Origin of the sequence: Aureimonas mangrovi, from assembly GCF_014058705.1 — a bacterium.
Classification (GTDB): Bacteria; Pseudomonadota; Alphaproteobacteria; order Rhizobiales; family Rhizobiaceae; genus Aureimonas; species Aureimonas mangrovi.
Genome location: NZ_CP059692.1, coordinates 2,043,148 through 2,059,484, shown reverse-complemented (window position 1 = coordinate 2,059,484; position 16,337 = coordinate 2,043,148). Strand labels below are relative to the sequence as shown.

The window sequence follows — 16,337 nt, the reverse complement described above, 5'->3', positions numbered from 1 at the left end:
TCAATAGCGCCGCAGATCGCCGCTAGGCTTCGATCGTGACGAGTGTCCAACTCGCATTTCGGTATGCCGGTAACGACGGACAGTAGTGGAGCGTGACACGCGATACCGGCAAGGGCGACGAGCGATGGTCTTGGAACCCTGTAGGGGACACCTCCAAGCGTTCGCGAAGTCTGGCTCAATCCTCACGTCCTTGAGTTCCGCGGGGCATAGCGGCAAACGAGAGATCTGTTCTCGCGGTCTGATAAAACACAGCAGCGCAGGCACCGCGTCTCCCCTACTCTTATCGAGCGGAGTGGAAGCGGCGAGCGTCTCCTGCAACTGGTTTTATTGCCTGAGTGGCTTTCAGGATCGGTGAAGACGGAGAGCGTGGACTTCGTTATGAGGAAGCACTCAACGTCATCTGGTCGGTCGTCTAGGCCTTTCGGCGAGCGTGTCAGAACAGGAAAGATCGGTGGCTCGACAAGTCACCGAGGCGGAGGCGAAATGCTGCAACTACCGGAGGATTTCGATCCTAAGAAGTACCTTGCTCTAAACCCCGATGTGCGTGAGGCAGGAGCTGATCCTGCCGAGCATTTCATTCGATATGGCCATGCTGAGGGGCGGCAGTGGTGGTATGAGACGCCCACACCAGGCGACGTCCGGATGCTGGCTGAAAGCCGTGTTTTCGATCTCGAGGCCTATTTAGATAGATACCCGGATGTGGCCCGCTTCGGCGCGTCGCCTCATGAGCACTTCATGGCGATCGGGGCCGCCCTCGGCTACTGGCCCAGCCTTTTCTTCCGCTCCGACTGGTACAACGATCGCAATGCGCTGCCGGCCGGCACCAACCCGTTCCACCACTACATGAATCATGGCGTCGAGCTCGGGCTCGATCCAAGCCCCTTCTTCGATACGTCCTTCTACATCTCAGCGTACGGCGCGGAGATCCCCGAGGACGTGCATCCTTTGACCCACTTCATCGCGAACGGGCATCTCGGGTTCGATCCGTCGCCGCGTTTTGATTCCCGACGCTACATGGAGGAATATGGGCCGATCGAGGGCAACCCGCTCAAGCATTACCTCGAAGTCGGCATGGAAGCGGGCTACGCGCCGCGGTGGTCGAGTCGCGCCACGCCCGGCGCTCGAGCCGATAGTGCTCGGATCGTCACCGTACGTCGCGGGGCGGTGGGGCGCCGCAACGCGCTCGTGGTCACGCATTCGGGCAACGGCTTCATCCGCCCGCACACCGCCCGCCTCGTCCGAGCCCTCAAAGACATCGGGTATGCGATCCATCTCGTTGTCGCGGCGGACGTGATGGAGGTGGAGTTCCCGAGGGAACTCCGGTCCGCCTGCGATAGTATCTTCGTGCGAGAGAATGTAGGCTTCGACTTCGCGGCTTGGGCGCATGTCTGGGCGCTGATGCCGCAGCTTTACCAATCCGAGGAAGTTCTGCTCACCAATGACAGCATCTTCGGTCCGCTCGACACGGAGCGGATGACGAATATGCAAAGGCGCATCGACAGGCTCGATCTTGATGTGGTCGGACTGACCTCGAACTGGGAGCACGCTCTGCATCTGCAGAGCTACTATCTGGTTCTCAAACGTGCTGCGCTACGTAGCGCAGCCTTGCCTGAGTTTCTCTGTAGTGTGGTGAACCATCCGAACAAAGATCACGTCATCCGTGACTACGAGACCACGTTCTCGCCGAGGATGCGGCGCGCAGGGCTTCGGGTCGGCGAGTTGTTTCCGCCCTACCGTGACAACCGAAATCCGAGTATCTGGGACTGGTCACGCCTCATCGACGATGGCTTTCCCTTCATCAAGATGGCTCTGGTCTCGGGCGAGAATCGCGATCTGTTCCCGGAAGACATCTGGACCTATCTGCGCTCCAACGGCCACGACCCCTTCGCCGAAGACAGTCGCGGCAAGTCCGAGTTCATGTTCTCGCGCGTGTCGTAGACAACTGACGAGTCACATTCCATGAGGGCGGTTCTTTGGATCCGCGCTTTATCCTGCCCGGACCATAACAGTGGTCAGCGAGGAAACGACGGTGATTGCGTTCTTCCACATGGTCAAAACCATCATCCAGGAATAGACCCGTTCAATGGGGAGTAATCCCTCTTTCCGAGGTTAGATCGGCTGCTTTACCGCGATCCTTAATGTGACGATGATCGAACTGCGTCTCGCTCACGCGGGAGCATAGCCGGGCCATGGTATCAACGGCCCGCCGACGGCAGAAACTGATGATACATGATCTGGACCACGAACGAGCGTTCCGCGACAGTTCGCCGGACAGTGGAGTCTTTGTGGATTTCCGAAGGAAAAGCTGGCTGGGGGACCTGGATTCGAACCAAGACTAACGGAGTCAGAGTCCGCTGTTCTACCCTTAAACTATCCCCCAGCAGGGGTGCGCCGCAGCGCGGTGCCCTACATACAGCCTCATGGCGCAGATGCAAGCCTCTTCGTGACGTTTGCATGATCGCTTCGGATGCTTTCGGCCAGCCCGTTTTCGCTCCTCGGCGCGCATCACCCAACGGCACCTCCTTGTATCGAGGCGCCGTCTTGGTAATCTCCGCCGCAACATCCGAGAAACATTCCGTGCGCCCCTTATCGGAGCTGCGTCGGACGAAGATTGCGGAACCATGCCGAAAGCAGGCCACGTCCGAGCGGGCGGACGATGAAGGACGACGGACCGGAAGAGGGGCAGCAGGGCGCGAAGCGCGCGCCGCCGGCTTTGAAACCCTTTGTCGAACAGCCGTCGCGGAACGCAGCTCCTCGCGACTGCGATTCGCCCGCCGACAAGCACCGGAGCATACGCAAGCGTCGCCGCCGCCGCCGCAAGACATCCGCGACCACCGGCATCCAGGGGGCGCGCAGCCTGCCCCCGGCGCTCAACGACAAGCTGGTGAAGGCCGAGGCCGCTCTCGGACGCGTGAGAGCCACTGCTGATTCGGAACGAAGCAAGCCGGGTGACGGCGCCTCGTCGTCTGCCTGGCGCGCACGCAAGGCCGAACGCGTGGCGGAGCCTGAGCCGCGCATCGACGTCGATCGGGCACCGAACGCGCCGACGGAAGCCGGGGAGGCGGCGCGAAACACCGCCGCCCCCGTCTACGCCGCGCTCGACCTCGGCACCAACAACTGCCGGCTTCTCGTCGCGATGCCCACTCGCCCGGGACAGTTTCGGGTCATCGACGCCTTCTCGCGCATCGTGCGGCTTGGAGAGGGGCTTGGGCGCACCGGCTCGCTCGCCTCCACCGCGATGGATCGCGCGCTCGCGGCTCTCGAAGTGTGCAGCCAGAAGCTTTCAGTCCGCGAGGTCACGGGCGCTCGGCTGATCGCGACCGAGGCCTGCCGCGCAGCAGCGAACGGGCAGGAGTTCCTGGAGAGGGTTCACCGGGAGACCGGGCTCGATCTGACCATCGTCAGCCGCGAGACCGAGGCTCGCCTTGCGGTCTCCGGCTGCGGTTCTCTGGTGGATCGCTCGGCCAAGGGCGCCGTCCTGTTCGATATCGGCGGCGGGTCGACGGAGGTTGCGCTTCTCGATCTGCGCGCCGGCTACTCGCCCCGCCTCGCCAACCATATCGTGGCCTGGACCTCGCTGCCGGTCGGGGTCGTGTCGCTCGCCGAGAAATTCGGTGGTCGCGACGTGTCGCCCGAGCTTTTCGAAACGATGATCGTCCATGTCGAGGAGCAGCTTTCGCGCTTTGCCGGTCGGCACAAGCTGGCGGAGATCGTCGGAAAGCCCGGTTTTCACCTTCTCGGCACGTCCGGCACGGTGACGACTCTCGCCGGCGTTCATCTCGGGCTCGAGCGTTACGATCGCCGGCAGGTGGATGGACTTTGGCTGACCGAACCGGACGTCGAGGCGCTCGTCGGGAAGATCGCGGGCTGGAGTTTCGAGGAGCGCATCGCCAACCCGTGCATCGGGTCCGAACGTGCCGACCTCGTGCTCGCGGGTTGCGCAATCCTGCAGGCGATCCGCCGCGTCTGGCCGGCGCGGGCGCTGCGCGTCGCGGACCGGGGTCTGCGCGAGGGACTTTTGACGGAAATGATGGTCGCGGACGGCGTATGGCGCCGTTCGTCCGGCGGCCGGACGAGGACGAACGCATGAGCGGCGGACGAGGCGATGATCGCGGGCTGAATGTCCGCGTCAAGAAGAAGCGGGGACTGACGACGTCTTCGAGGCGTTGGCTCGAGCGGCAGCTGAACGACCCTTACGTGCGCCGGTCGAAGGCCGACGGATATCGTTCGCGCGCTGCCTACAAGCTCATCGAGATCGACGACCGCTACAAGCTTCTGAAGCCGGGCCTGCGGATCGTCGATCTGGGCGCGGCGCCGGGCGGCTGGTGTCAGGTTTCGTTCCAACGCACGCAGAAGGACGGCGCGGCGCATGTCGTGGGCATCGACTACCTGCATGTAGAGCCGATCCCGGGCGTGACGCTTCTGGAGCTCGACTTCCTCGATGACACGGCGCCGGGGCGGCTTCTGGAGGCACTCGGCGGCGATCCGGACATCGTGCTCTCCGACATGGCGGCGCCGACGACGGGCCATCGGCGAACGGACCATCTGCGCACCATGCATCTGTGCGAAGTGGCGGCCGATTTTGCCGTGCGCACGCTGCGGCCCGGCGGGCATTTCCTGACGAAGACCTTTCAGGGCGGCACGGAGGGCGAACTTCTCGCCATGCTGAAGCGCAACTTCACGAGCGTCCATCACGTCAAGCCGCCGGCGTCGCGCGAAGGGTCCGTCGAGCTCTATCTCCTCGCCAAGAACTTCCGCGGACGCCGGGGCGAAATGCCTGCGGACGGCGACGAGAGCGACGACTGAGCCTATTCGGCGGGCGCCCTGCGCCCTGCGATCTCCGCTCCGTCGTCCGGGGAAAGGCGCCAGAAGGCGAGCGCTGAGGCCATCGTCAGGCCGCCGACGATGAAGAACGCAACCGAGAAGGTCGCAAGCGTCGGGATTTCCCCGCCGGTCAGCGCAAGGCCGCCCTCGAGAATCGCACCCGCCACGGCGACGCCCGCGGCGATCGCCACCTGCTGGAACGCGGCGAGGATGGCCGTCGCATCGCCCGTGCGCGCCGGCGTGACGTCCGCAAAGGCGATGGTGTTGATGGAAGTGAAGACAAGCGAGCGAAAGAAGCCGCCGATCAGGAGAAGCACCAGAAGCAGGGCGACCGGCGTGTCCGGTCGATAAAAGCCGATCGCACCCATGAAGGCGCCGCCGATGATCGCCGTGCCGACGAGCGTCGCGCGGAAACCGAAACGCTTGAGGATCGGCTTGGCGAAGACTTTCATCGTCATCGCGCCGCCGATGGACACGCAGGTGATGAGGCCCGACTGGAAGGCCGTGTAGCCGAAGCCGAGCTGAAGCATCAGCGGGAAGAGGAATGGCACGGCACCTGCGCCCAGACGGAAGAGGCCTCCACCGATGACGGCCGCGCGCAGCGTCGGAATGGAGAACAGCGTCACGTCGAGGAGCGGGCGTTCGCGTCGCCGCGCGTGAGAGACGTAAAGCCAGGTGAACAGGGCGCCCACCAGCGCCATCGAGACGCCGGTGACCGGCGGCAAAGCCGGCAGGGAGACGACGGAAAGACCGAAGACCAGGCCTGCACAGGCAAGGCCCGAGAGCGCGAAGCCCCGCCAGTCGAAGGTGACGCCCTTCACCTTCTCGACATAAGGCAGATACCGCTGCGCAAGCACGATGCCGATGAGCCCGATCGGCAGGTTGATGACGAAGATCCAACGCCAGTCGGCATAGGTCGAAATGGCGCCGCCCACCGGCGGGCCGACGAGCGGGCCGATCATCGCGGGGATCGAGAACCAGGCCATTGCCGAGACGAGTTCGGAGCGCGGCGCGGCGCGCACCAGAAGAAGCCGGCCAACGGGCGTCATCATGGCGCCGCCCATGCCCTGCAGGAAGCGTGCGGCGACGAAACCCTCCAGTGAACTGGCCAGCGCGCAGGCCAGCGAGCCGAGCATGAAGACCAGGATCGCGCATTGGAAGATCGCCTTGGCGCCGAACCTGTCGGCCATGCGGCCGGAGATCGGGATGAAGATGGCGAGCGAGACGTAATAGCTCGTCAGCGCGAGCTTCAGCGCGATGGGGCTGGTGCCGATGTCCTCGGCGATCGTGGCGAGCGATGTCGCGATGACCGTCGAATCCATGTTCTCCATGAAAAGGGCGACGGCGAGGACGATCGGGACGATGCGCTTCAAGGCGAGGCTCGCGAGGAGACGGGAAGGCTCGCTTATTATGCCCCGTGCCCTTTTCGCGCAACGACGGCGCGCCAATTCTGCGCAAAGGTCTCAGAACCGATCACGACGGATGGAGAGGTCCGAAATGTCCGACAACGGGTTGAACCGGCGCAACGCTCTGAAGGCCGCCGCCGCAGGCTTCACGCTCGGCGGGCTTTATCACACCACGGCGTCGGCACAGGAAACCGGACGCGAGGGGGCGACAGCCGCGATGCAGGACGAAAATCCGATGGCGCCCGGCTGGCGCCGCTTCCGGATCGGCGACGTCACCGTGACCCAGATACTCGACGGCGTGCGTCCGGGCGAGGGGCCGCACCCGACCTTCGGTGAGGACCAGAACGCCGAGGACGTGGGCGCCCTGATGGCGCAGAACCTTCTGCCGAAGAACGAGTTCGTCAATTTCTTCACGCCGACGATCCTGCAGATCGGCTCCGATGTGATCCTGGTGGACACCGGCTTCGGCGCCGGCGGACGCGCGAACGGGCAGGGTCTTCTCACAGCCCGCATGGCGGCCGCGGGAATCCAGGCGCAGGACGTGACCACGATCGTGCTGACCCATCTGCATGGTGACCACATCAACGGGCTGATCGAGGACGGCTCGCCGGTCTTCGCCAACGCCAACGTCGTGACGGGACGCGTGGAATACGAGTTCTGGACGTCGGACGCCGCACGCAACGGACCGGCATCGGGCAACGCCGAGGCGGTGGCCGCGATGGTGACGCCGCTGGAAGACGGGATGCGTCTTCTGGAGGACGGTGATGAGGTGGTGCCCGGCCTGACGGCACGCGCCGCCTTCGGACATACGCCCGGCATGATGCTCTTCGAACTCGAATCGAACAGCCAGAGACTTCTGCTGACGGCCGATACGCTCTCGCAGTTCGTCGTCTCGTTCCAGCGGCCGGACTGGCATGTGCGCTTCGACATGGACAAGGAAGCCGCGGTCGAGACGCGTCGCCGCGTCCTGGCCATGCTGGCAGAAGAGGGCATCCCCTTCACCGGTTATCACCTGCCGTTCCCGGCTCTCGGTTATGTGGAGGCGGAAGGCGACAGCTATCGCTTCGCGCCGGAGACCTACCGCCTGCTCCTCTGAGCCCTGAAGCTGCCTTCCCAAGCGGGCGGTGAAGTGCTAGCAGCCCTTGCCAATCCTTCGCCGGGCAACTTCTTCCTTGCGCCCGGCCTCCATCATCGGAACGGGCTGGCCATGGCACGCATCATCGAGACCGCAACGGGCGCGACGGCGCTCACCTTCGACGACGTCCTTCTGCAGCCGGGCCATTCGGAGGTGATGCCCGGGCAGGTTGATGTGCGTACGCGTATTACCCGCACGATCGACCTCAACATCCCGATCCTCTCGGCGGCGATGGACACGGTCACCGAATCGCGCCTCGCCATCGCCATGGCTCAGGCCGGCGGCATCGGCGTCATCCACCGCAACCTGACCCCCGAGCAGCAGGCCGAGGAGGTTCGGCAGGTCAAGAAGTTCGAGAGCGGGATGGTGGTCAATCCGGTGACCATCGGGCCGGACGCCACGCTCGGCGATGCGCGCGCACTGATGAGTTACCATCGCATCTCCGGCATCCCGGTGGTGGAGAACGGAGGCTCCGGCGGGCAGACGCGAGGCCGCCTCGTCGGCATCCTGACCAACCGCGATGTGCGCTTCGCCTCCGACGACCGGCAGACGATCGCCGAACTGATGACGCGCGAAAACCTCGTCACCGTCCGCGAGACGGTCGACCAGGAGGAGGCCAAGCGTCTGCTCCATCGCCACCGCATCGAGAAGCTGCTGGTGGTGGACGAGCAGGGCCATTGCATCGGCCTCATCACGGTCAAGGACATCGAGAAGTCCCAACTCAACCCCAACGCGGCAAAGGATCCGCAGGGCCGCCTTCTGGCTGCTGCAGCGACCAGCGTCGGCGAGGACGGGTTCGAGCGCGCCGAACGGCTGATCGATGCGGGGATCGATCTTCTCGTCGTCGATACGGCGCATGGCCATTCGCAGAAGGTGCTGGACGCGGTTGCCCGCGTGAAAAAGCTTTCGAATTCCTGCCAGGTGCTGGCCGGCAACGTCGCGACGCCCACGGGCGCGCAGGCGCTGATCGACGCGGGCGCGGACGGCATCAAGGTCGGCATCGGGCCGGGCTCGATCTGCACGACGCGCATCGTCGCGGGCGTCGGCGTTCCGCAGCTTTCGGCGATCATGGATGCGGTGGGGGTCGCCGACAAGGCTGGCGTGCCCGTCATCGCCGATGGCGGCATTAAATTCTCGGGCGACCTCGCCAAGGCGCTCGCCGCCGGCGCGTCCGCAGCGATGGTCGGCTCGCTCCTCGCCGGCACCGAGGAAAGCCCCGGCGAGGTCTATCTCCACCAGGGCCGCTCCTACAAAGCCTATCGCGGCATGGGCTCGGTCGGCGCGATGGCGCGCGGCTCGGCCGACCGCTACTTCCAGGCGGAGGTGCGCGACACGCTGAAGCTCGTGCCGGAGGGCATCGAAGGACAGGTCGCCTACAAGGGCGCCGTCTCGGCCGTTCTGCATCAGCTTACCGGCGGCCTGCGCGCGGCGATGGGCTATACCGGCGCCAAGACGCTGGAGGATTTCCGGCAGAACGCGACCTTCGTGCGCATCTCGAACGCCGGCCTGCGCGAGAGCCACGCCCATGACGTGACGATCACGCGCGAGAGCCCGAACTATCCCGGATTCGGCGCCTGAGCCGAGCCGGTCATGAGCCGCTCGTGACGTAGACGTTTCGCACGCCGGGCAAGGCTCGGAACCTCTGCACCGCCTCGTCGGCCTCCACGGCAGAGCGGGAGTGCAGATAGAGCGTCGCGGTTTCGCCCCCGTCCTCCATGGGGCCGATCCGCGTACGCTGCAGCGCGTGCGGGGCGGCGGTCTTATGTAGCCGATCGAGATTGAGCGTTCCCGACTCGGCCTCGACGACCAGCTGGCATTTCAGAACCTCGTCGCGAAACCGCTTCTCGATCGGCTTGATGCCGGCAAGAATGATGAGGAGGAGCACGGTCGTCGCGACCGCAGCGAAATATAGACCGCCCCCGACCGCCAGACCGATGGCCCCGACGCTCCACAGGCTCGCCGCGGTGGTCAGCCCCTTGATGGCGTTGCCGCGCAGGAGAATCGTCCCCGCGCCGAGGAAGCCGATCCCGGAGACCACTTGCGCGGCCATGCGCGACGGATCAAGGCCGTCGGCGGAGCCTGGCATGTCGTCGAAGCCATAGGCGGAAACGATCATGACAAGCGTGGCGCCGACGCCGACCAGCATGTGGGTGCGCAGCCCGGCAGCCCAAAGAAGACGTTCACGTTCGATACCGACAACACTGGCCAGCAGGGCCGAGAGCGCCAGACGACCGACGATTTCCCATTCGCTCATGCAAACTTTCCTCCCTTGAGGGCAGGATATAGCGCCCGTGTCGCAGCGACGAGGTTTTCTGCGAGCGCCTGCCGCAAGAGGTCGGCGACATCCTCGAATTCCCCTTGGCGACCGGACGAGGCGCGGTACACGAGAGCAAGGCGGCGCGAGGGCGCCGGGTTCTCGAAGCGCAGAAAAACGATCGCATCCGTCCGGCTTTCGCTCTCGACCGCAATGGTCGGCAGCAGCGTGACCCCCTGGCCGGCGGCCACCAGCCGCAGGATCGTCGAAAGACTGGTTGCGCCGAGAGAGGCGAGGTCGCCCGCTTCGGCGATCCGGCAGACGCTGAGCGCCTGTTCTCGGAGGCAATGCCCCTCCTCGAGGAGAATCAGCCGCTCCTCGGCCAGGGCTGACAGCGGTACGGGGCCGCGAAACCGGGCGGCATCGCCCATCGGTACCGCGAGGACGAACGGGTCTTCGACGAGTTCGATGGCGTTAAGGCCGGTCGCAGCGAAAGGCATCGCGACAACCGCGCAGTCCAGCGCGCCCCTCGTCAGTTCGTCGATCAGCACGCTGGTAACGCTTTCGCGCAGCGCGACACCCGATTGCGGATGGCGAGCGGACAAGAGCGGCAGCCATCGCGGCAGGAGATACGGCGCCACCGAGGCAATTACACCGAGTTTCATTCGGCCAGCCAAGAGGCCGCTCCGATGCCCTGCGACACTCTCGAGATCCCGTAACTCGGCAAGAATGCGCCGCGCCCGCGATCGGACAGCCTGGCCTTCGGCGGTCTGTACCAATCCGTTCGGTCGGCGTTCGAACAGCACGCAGCCTAGAAACTCTTCGAGCTGTGCGATCTGCGCCGAAAGCGCAGGCTGCGAGATGTTCAACTGGCGCGCCGCGCGGCCGAAATGCAGCGCTTCGCAAAGCGCCTCGAAATAGCGAAGTTGCCGAAGAGTGATCATGGCCCATAGGATAATCCGATCGTGGGGCCGAGAAAATACGATTGGAAATTATCAAAAGAGTATGTTGGAAAGTCTCCAAACTCGCCACGAAGGAGACGGCATGACCGATCGACCGAGACTGACCACGACGGCCGGCGCGCCGTTGTCGAGCAACCAGAACTCCAAGACCGTCGGTCCTCGCGGTCCGGTTCTCCTTGAGGATTACCAACTCGTCGAGAAGCTCGCGCACCAGAACCGCGAGCGCGTTCCCGAGCGTGTCGTCCACGCCAAGGGCTGGGGCGCCTACGGCACGTTGACCGTGACCGAGGACATCACGCGCTACTCGCGCGCCAAGGTGTTCGATACCGTCGGCAAGAAGACCGAGATGCTGGCGCGCTTCTCGACGGTTGCCGGTGAGCAGGGTGCGGCGGACGCTGAACGCGACGTGCGCGGCTTCAGCCTCAAGTTCTACACCGAGGAAGGCAACTGGGACGTCGTCGGCAACAACACGCCGGTGTTCTTCGTCGGCGACCCCTACAAGTTCCCGGACTTCATCCACACGCAGAAACGCCACCCGCGCACCAATCTGCGCTCGGCGACCGCAATGTGGGACTTCTGGTCGCTCTGCCCGGAATCGCTTCATCAGGTCACGATCCTGATGTCGGATCGCGGCATCCCGGTCGATCCGTCGCGAATGAACGGCTACGGCTCGCACACCTTCTCGCTGTGGAATGCTGCCGGCGAGCGCTTCTGGGTGAAGTTCCACTTCAAGACGAAGCAGGGGCACAAGACCTTCACCAACGAGGAAGCCGAGAAGGTCATCGCCAAATCGCGCGAGAGCTACCAGGAAGCGCTCTACGGCATGATCGAGAACGGGCAGTTCCCGAAGTGGGACTTCTTCATCCAGGTCATGCCGGAGCTGGAAGCCGAGGCGTTCGAGGAGAAGACCGGCTGGAGTGCGTTTGACCTTACCAAGGTCTGGCCGCACGGCATGTACCCGCTGATCAAGGTCGGCGAGTTCGAGCTGAACCGCAACCCGGACAACTACTTCACCGAGATCGAGCAGTCGGCCTTCAACCCGTCCAACGTCGTGCCGGGCATCGGCTTCTCGCCCGACAAGATGTTGCAGGGTCGCCTGTTCTCCTATCCGGACGCCCACCGTTACCGCATCGGCGTCCATTACGAGTCGCTCGAGGTCAACAAGCCGCGCTGCCCGGTGGCGCACTACAACCGCGACGGCTCGATGCCGTTCGGCCTGAAGACCAATCCGGACGCCTATTACGAGCCGAACTCCTTCAACGGACCGGTCGAGGATCCGAGCGTCGAGGAGCCGCCGCACCGCTACAGCGGTCAGGTCGGTCGCTACGACTTCCGCGGCGAGGCGGACCACTACTCGCAGCCGCGGGCGCTGTTCAACCTGTTCGACGACGCGCACAAGGAGCGTCTGTTCAAAACGCTGGCCGGCGCCATGCAGGGTGTGCCCCAGTTCATCGTGGATCGTCAGCTCGCACACTTCGACAAGGTCGATCCGGCCTATGGCGAGGGCGTGCGCAAGGCGCTTGCCGCGCAGCAGCGCGACGATGCCGAGGCGAGCCTGACGACGAGCCATTCGGCTGCGGCCGAGTAGTCTTCCAGGCGCGACGAATACGGAAGGCCGGGAGCGATCCCGGCCTTCTTCGCATTCGAGGTTGAGGCTTGTCGCACCGCGCAATGCCCGCTACGCACCAATTCATGCACGAAGAACGACCGACATGCGCTTAGGCGGGCGGATCGCTGCGGCGATCGAGGTGATCGAGAACATGGACGCGCGGCGTCGGCCCGTGGCGGACGCGCTGAAGGAGTGGGGCCAGACGCACCGGTTCGCGGGATCCGGGGACCGCTCGGCGATCGGCAACATCGTCTATGACGTCCTTCGTCGCCGTCGCTCCATCGGCTGGCGTATGGGGGCGGACGATGCGCGTCACCTCATATACGGCGCGGTCATCGATGCAGGCCGCAGGCCGGGCGATCTGCGGGCGGAACTGGATGGCGACCGCTACGCCCCGGCCATACCGGAGGAGGATGCGCTGCAGCGCTTCGCGTCCGCCGAAGTCGAATGGGCGCCGCCGGCTGTGCAGGCCGACGTTCCGGACTGGCTGGCCGCACCGCTCGCCGCATCGCTCGGCGAAGCCTGGATCGAGGAGACGCGCGCTCTCGCGGACCGTCCTCCGCTCGACATGCGCGTGAACGCGCTGAAGGCGCGTGTGGAAGAAGTGGAGTCGGCGCTGGCGCCTTTCGCGCCGGTCCGCACGGAACTGGCGCCTCACGGCCTGCGCATCGCGCCTATCGAGGGCGACGGGCGCCATCCCAATGTCCAGGTGGAAGGCGCCTTCCAAACGGGCCTCTTCGAGATTCAGGACGAGGGCTCGCAGATCGCGGCCGCGCTGTGCGGCGCGCGGCCGGGCGAAAGCGTTCTCGACTATTGTGCGGGCGCTGGCGGCAAGACGCTGGCGCTGGCCGCAGCCATGAGCGGGCAGGGAGCTTTGCACGCCCACGACGCGGATCGCCAGCGCCTCGCGCCGATCTGGGAGCGCTTGTCGCGCGCCGGAGCCGCCAACGTGACGGTCCACGCGCCGCGCGAGGATCTTTCTGCGCTCCACGGCTCCTTCGACCGTGTCGTCGTCGACGCCCCTTGCACCGGCGCCGGCACATGGCGGCGCCGGCCGGACGCCAAGTGGCGCTTGGGCGAGAGGCAACTCGCCAAGCGACAGGGCGAGCAGGATCAGGTCCTCGACGCTGCGAGCGCCTTCGTGCGGCCGGGCGGGCGGCTCTTCTACATCACCTGTTCGGTGCTGACGGCGGAGAACGCCGAGCGGGTCGAGGCCTTCCTCGCACGGCACCCGGATTTTACGGTTCGCGATGCGCGTGGCCTGTGGGCCGAGCATTTCCCGACCGCTGGCGCGCGCTATCTTGCGCAGGAGATCGGCGAGGGCGCCGTCCTGACGCTGACACCGCGGCTCAGCGGAACGGACGGTTTCTTCTTCGCCGCGCTGGAGCGAGCAGAATGAAGAAGCATTACGGTGTCCTCGGTCTGTTTCTCGTCGTCACCGTCGGGGGCGGACTTCTCATCGGCTCGCAGACCCAGACCCAGGGCTGGTACGAGAACCTGCGCAAGCCGGCCTTCACGCCGCCCAACATCGCCTTCCCGGTGGCCTGGACGATCCTCTACGTCCTCATCGGCTTTGCCGGCTGGCGGGTGTGGCGCTCCCGGAACCGTCCGGCGCTCGGTGTCTGGACGAGCCAACTGCTTCTGAACTTTGCGTGGACGCCGGTCTTCTTCGTCGCGCACGCGGTCCTGCCGGCGCTGGCTGTGATCGTAACGCTTCTCGGCTCGATCTTCGCCTTCATGGCGACCACAGTGAAGCGCGATCGCCCCGCGTTCTGGGCCTTCGTGCCCTATGCTGCCTGGGTGGCTTACGCGACCCTTCTCAACGCCTCGATCTGGTGGCTGAATTGACGAAAGAACCGGCGGCGCTGCGCAAGGCCGGCCGCCACCGCGTACTCTTCGTCATGGCCGCGCCCGCCGAGTATGGCCCATCTCTGCGGGGTGAGATAGAGCCCCTGATGACAGGCGTCGGGCCAATCGAGGCCGCGCTGAAGGCCGGCATGGCGCTGCAGCGGCTCGCCGATGCGCAATGCCTTCCCGACCTGGTCGTTTCGCTCGGCTCCGCCGGCTCGCGCACGCTGGAGCAGGGCGCGATCTACGCCGTTTCAACTGTTTCGTGGCGCGACATGGATGCGTCCGCACTTGGGTTCGCGAAAGGCATCACACCCTTCGTCGATCATCCCGTGGCCGCGCCTCTTGCCACGCCGCTGCCGGACGTGCCGACAGCGCGTCTTTCGACCGGGGGCAACATCGTCACCGGGCTCGGCTACGACGCCATCGACGCCGAGATGGTCGACATGGAGACCTTCGCACTCCTGCGTGCCTGCCAGAATTTCGGCGTCCCGCTCGCCGGCTTTCGCGGCATCTCGGACGGCGCGGAGGAGCTACGCCACTACGACGACTGGACGCGTCTTCTGCATGTCGTCGATGAGGGGCTGGCACGGATTGTCGCCGCGATCGACGAGGCGGCGGTCGAGCGCGCGCTCGCCGGCTGAAAGAACTTGCATTCGGCCCGGCTTGGACGGAAAAGCCGGCCATGACCCAGCACCCCGACACCATCCTCATCGTCGATTTCGGCTCCCAGGTGACGCAGCTTATCGCGCGCCGTGTGCGCGAAGCCGGCGTGTACTCGGAAATCGTCCCGTTCCAGTCCGCCGAGGAGGGCTTCAGGCGCCTAAAGCCGCGAGCGGTAATCCTCTCCGGCTCACCCGCTTCCACCATCGAGGACGATTCGCCGCGCGCGCCGCAGGCGATCTTCGAGGCCGGCATCCCGGTCCTCGGTATATGCTACGGCCAGCAGACCATGTGCACGCAGCTCGGTGGGAAGATCGAAGGCGGGCTCCATCGCGAGTTCGGCCGGGCCTTCCTCGAAGTTCAGACGAATTCTCCGCTCTTCGAGGGAGTCTGGGCCGAGGGCACGCGGCATCAGGTGTGGATGAGCCACGGTGACCGGGTTACGGCGCTGCCCGAGGGCTTCGAGATCATCGGCGCCTCGCCGGGCGCGCCCTTCGCCGCGATCGCTGACGAGAGCCGACGCTTCTACGGCGTCCAGTTCCATCCTGAGGTCGTCCACACGCCGGATGGGGCGAAGCTCATCTCCAACTTCGTCCACAAGATCGCCGGCGCGCCGGGCGACTGGACGATGGCGGCCTTTCGTGAACAGGCGATCGAGGAGATCCGCGCGAAGGTCGGTACGGGCCGTGTGATCTGCGGCCTGTCCGGCGGCGTCGATTCATCCGTCGCGGCGATCCTCATCCACGAGGCGATCGGCGAACAGCTCACCTGCATCTTCGTCGATCACGGCCTCCTGCGCATGGGCGAGGCCGAGCAGGTCGTCGGCATGTTCCGCGACCACTACAACATCCCGCTCGTCCACGTGCAGGCACAGGATCTGTTCATTGATGCCCTGGAGGGCGAGAGCGACCCCGAGGTCAAGCGCAAGACGATCGGCCGTCTGTTCATCGAGACCTTCGAGGCCGAGGCGGCCAAGCTCGGCGGCGCCGACTTCCTTGCGCAGGGCACACTCTACCCGGACGTGATCGAGAGCGTCTCCTTCACCGGCGGTCCATCGGTGACGATCAAGAGCCACCACAATGTGGGCGGGCTTCCCGAGCGCATGAACATGAAGCTCGTCGAGCCGCTGCGCGAACTCTTCAAGGACGAGGTGCGCGAGCTCGGCCGCGAGCTCGGTCTGCCCGATCAGTTCGTCGGACGCCACCCGTTCCCCGGTCCCGGCCTCGCCATCCGCTGCCCGGGCGGGATCACGCGCGAGAAGCTGGAGATTCTGCGCCAGGCCGATGCGATCTATCTCGACGAAATCCGCAAGGCGGGGCTCTACGACGCGATCTGGCAAGCTTTCGCCGTTCTCCTGCCCGTGCAGACGGTGGGCGTCATGGGCGACGGGCGGACCTACGAATTCGTCTGCGCACTGCGCGCCGTGACGTCGGTCGATGGCATGACGGCGGATTTTTACCCATACGACATGGAGTTCCTCGGCAACGCCGCGACGCGCATTATCAACGAGGTCCGCGGCATCAACCGCGTCGTCTACGACATCACCTCGAAGCCCCCCGGCACGATCGAGTGGGAATAATTCAGGCCTATCTCTGCATGTCGGTTTTGCGCGACTGCATGATCCAGACCGGCTTGT

The 16,337-nt window shown here is 65.2% G+C and carries 13 protein-coding genes and 1 tRNA gene; 10 read left to right on the top strand and 4 right to left on the bottom strand.

Annotation, left to right across the window (positions count from 1 at the left end):
- The first annotated feature begins 483 nt into the window (after nt 1-483).
- A complete protein-coding gene (locus H1343_RS09775) occupies nt 484-1,938 on the top strand; it encodes a rhamnan synthesis F family protein (RefSeq protein WP_185982737.1) in 1,455 nt (484 codons plus the stop codon).
- A gap of 368 nt (nt 1,939-2,306) precedes the next feature.
- Here H1343_RS09775 and H1343_RS09770 read toward each other — a convergent pair.
- A tRNA-Gln gene (locus tag H1343_RS09770) sits at nt 2,307-2,380 on the bottom strand.
- 615 nt (nt 2,381-2,995) lie between these two features.
- Between H1343_RS09770 and H1343_RS09765 the strand changes: the two genes are divergently transcribed.
- Together H1343_RS09765 and H1343_RS09760 are read left to right on the top strand one after the other, a co-directional pair.
- A complete protein-coding gene (locus tag H1343_RS09765) occupies nt 2,996-4,090 on the top strand; it encodes a Ppx/GppA phosphatase family protein (protein ID WP_484463077.1) in 1,095 nt (364 codons plus the stop codon).
- Entirely contained in the window at nt 4,087-4,806 is a 720-nt protein-coding gene (locus H1343_RS09760; protein ID WP_185982735.1) for an RlmE family RNA methyltransferase, read from the top strand. The genes H1343_RS09765 and H1343_RS09760 overlap by 4 nt, the downstream gene beginning before the upstream one ends.
- Before the next feature lie 2 nt (nt 4,807-4,808).
- Here H1343_RS09760 and H1343_RS09755 read toward each other — a convergent pair whose 3' ends face one another.
- The gene (locus H1343_RS09755; RefSeq protein ID WP_185982734.1) at nt 4,809-6,197 is read right to left on the bottom strand and encodes an MFS transporter; all 1,389 of its coding nucleotides are present in this window, start codon (nt 6,195-6,197) and stop codon (nt 4,809-4,811) included.
- Between the two features lie 124 nt (nt 6,198-6,321).
- Here H1343_RS09755 and H1343_RS09750 point away from each other — a divergent pair, with 124 nt between their 5' ends.
- Both H1343_RS09750 and guaB read left to right on the top strand, forming a co-directional pair.
- Nucleotides 6,322-7,326 carry an MBL fold metallo-hydrolase gene (locus H1343_RS09750; RefSeq protein WP_246332915.1) on the top strand — a complete coding sequence of 335 codons (1,005 nt, stop codon included), beginning with the start codon at nt 6,322-6,324 and terminating at the stop codon, nt 7,324-7,326.
- Nucleotides 7,327-7,437: 111 nt separating this feature from the next.
- A complete protein-coding gene (gene guaB, locus H1343_RS09745) occupies nt 7,438-8,943 on the top strand; it encodes an IMP dehydrogenase (protein WP_185982732.1) in 1,506 nt (501 codons plus the stop codon).
- Nucleotides 8,944-8,953: 10 nt separating this feature from the next.
- Here the strand turns inward: guaB and H1343_RS09740 are convergent, their stop codons facing one another.
- Complete coding sequence (locus H1343_RS09740) at nt 8,954-9,619, bottom strand: MgtC/SapB family protein (protein ID WP_185982731.1); 666 nt, start codon at nt 9,617-9,619, stop codon at nt 8,954-8,956.
- Nucleotides 9,616-10,563: a LysR substrate-binding domain-containing protein gene (locus H1343_RS09735; protein WP_185982730.1), complete on the bottom strand. Its 948-nt coding sequence runs from the start codon at nt 10,561-10,563 to the stop codon at nt 9,616-9,618. The genes H1343_RS09740 and H1343_RS09735 overlap by 4 nt, the downstream gene beginning before the upstream one ends.
- A 100-nt stretch (nt 10,564-10,663) precedes the next feature.
- Between H1343_RS09735 and H1343_RS09730 the strand changes: the two genes are divergently transcribed.
- From H1343_RS09730 to guaA, 5 genes are all read left to right on the top strand, one after another.
- Nucleotides 10,664-12,169, top strand: a complete 1,506-nt coding sequence (locus tag H1343_RS09730; protein WP_185982729.1) for a catalase — start codon at nt 10,664-10,666, stop codon at nt 12,167-12,169.
- Nucleotides 12,170-12,293: 124 nt separating this feature from the next.
- On the top strand, nt 12,294-13,589 hold the full coding sequence (locus H1343_RS09725) for an RsmB/NOP family class I SAM-dependent RNA methyltransferase (RefSeq protein ID WP_185982728.1): 1,296 nt from the start codon (nt 12,294-12,296) through the stop codon (nt 13,587-13,589).
- Nucleotides 13,586-14,038, top strand: coding sequence for a TspO/MBR family protein (locus H1343_RS09720; RefSeq protein WP_185982727.1), 453 nt, complete (start codon nt 13,586-13,588; stop codon nt 14,036-14,038). Before H1343_RS09725 ends, H1343_RS09720 begins: the two co-directional genes overlap by 4 nt.
- Nucleotides 14,039-14,091: 53 nt before the next feature.
- Nucleotides 14,092-14,682, top strand: a complete 591-nt coding sequence (locus tag H1343_RS09715) for a 5'-methylthioadenosine/S-adenosylhomocysteine nucleosidase (protein WP_246333583.1) — start codon at nt 14,092-14,094, stop codon at nt 14,680-14,682.
- 41 nt (nt 14,683-14,723) lie between these two features.
- The gene (gene guaA / locus H1343_RS09710) at nt 14,724-16,280 is read left to right on the top strand and encodes a glutamine-hydrolyzing GMP synthase (RefSeq protein ID WP_185982725.1); all 1,557 of its coding nucleotides are present in this window, start codon (nt 14,724-14,726) and stop codon (nt 16,278-16,280) included.
- Nucleotides 16,281-16,337 lie beyond the last annotated feature (57 nt).

Coding starts and splice junctions, on each gene's coding strand:
- H1343_RS09775 (WP_185982737.1), top strand. CDS start 484: ATGCTGCAACTACCGGAGGATTTCGATCCTAAGAAGTACCTTGCTCTA.
- H1343_RS09760 (WP_185982735.1), top strand. CDS start 4,087: ATGAGCGGCGGACGAGGCGATGATCGCGGGCTGAATGTCCGCGTCAAG.
- H1343_RS09750 (WP_246332915.1), top strand. CDS start 6,322: ATGTCCGACAACGGGTTGAACCGGCGCAACGCTCTGAAGGCCGCCGCC.
- guaB (WP_185982732.1), top strand. CDS start 7,438: ATGGCACGCATCATCGAGACCGCAACGGGCGCGACGGCGCTCACCTTC.
- H1343_RS09740 (WP_185982731.1), bottom strand. CDS start 9,619: ATGAGCGAATGGGAAATCGTCGGTCGTCTGGCGCTCTCGGCCCTGCTG.
- H1343_RS09735 (WP_185982730.1), bottom strand. CDS start 10,563: ATGATCACTCTTCGGCAACTTCGCTATTTCGAGGCGCTTTGCGAAGCG.
- H1343_RS09730 (WP_185982729.1), top strand. CDS start 10,664: ATGACCGATCGACCGAGACTGACCACGACGGCCGGCGCGCCGTTGTCG.
- H1343_RS09725 (WP_185982728.1), top strand. CDS start 12,294: ATGCGCTTAGGCGGGCGGATCGCTGCGGCGATCGAGGTGATCGAGAAC.
- H1343_RS09720 (WP_185982727.1), top strand. CDS start 13,586: ATGAAGAAGCATTACGGTGTCCTCGGTCTGTTTCTCGTCGTCACCGTC.
- H1343_RS09715 (WP_246333583.1), top strand. CDS start 14,092: ATGGCCGCGCCCGCCGAGTATGGCCCATCTCTGCGGGGTGAGATAGAG.
- guaA (WP_185982725.1), top strand. CDS start 14,724: ATGACCCAGCACCCCGACACCATCCTCATCGTCGATTTCGGCTCCCAG.